Below are 386 nucleotides of genomic sequence, written 5' to 3'. Positions count from 1 at the left end.
CCATTGGCCTTGGGGATCGCGATGTAATCCTTGAAGCGTCCCGGTAGCGGTTTGTACAGGCTGTGTACGGCGCCGAGTACGCGATAGCAAGTATCTGCCTTGTCCACCACGATGCGGAAAGCGTAGACGTCCATGATCTCGTGGAATGCCTTGCGCTTGCCGCGCATCTTCTTGTAGATGCTGTACAGGTGCTTCTCGCGGCCCAGTACGTCGCCTTCCAGGCCTTCGCGCTCGAGGCAGTGGATCAGCGACTGTTCGATCTTCTCGACTATCTCGTTGCGATTACCACGGGCGCGCCGCACGGCGGCGCGGATGCGCTCGGAGCGCATCGGGTGCATGGCCTTGAAGCCGAGATCCTCGAACTCCACGCGCATGGTGTGCATACC

At 60.4% G+C, this 386-nt stretch carries 1 protein-coding gene; it reads right to left on the bottom strand.

Annotated elements, in window-relative coordinates:
- Nucleotides 1-386 (bottom strand): RelA/SpoT-related domain-containing protein (locus tag AAEZ09_RS27945; RefSeq protein ID WP_502947602.1); only part of this gene is annotated, 386 nt, incomplete at both ends.

The sequence above is a fragment of the Pseudomonas sp. 65/3-MNA-CIBAN-0223 genome (assembly GCF_040310425.1).
Taxonomy (GTDB): domain Bacteria; phylum Pseudomonadota; class Gammaproteobacteria; order Pseudomonadales; family Pseudomonadaceae; genus Aquipseudomonas; species Aquipseudomonas gregormendelii.
The sequence above is the reverse complement of the archived record's forward strand: the minus strand, read 5'-3'. Positions and strand labels throughout refer to the sequence as shown.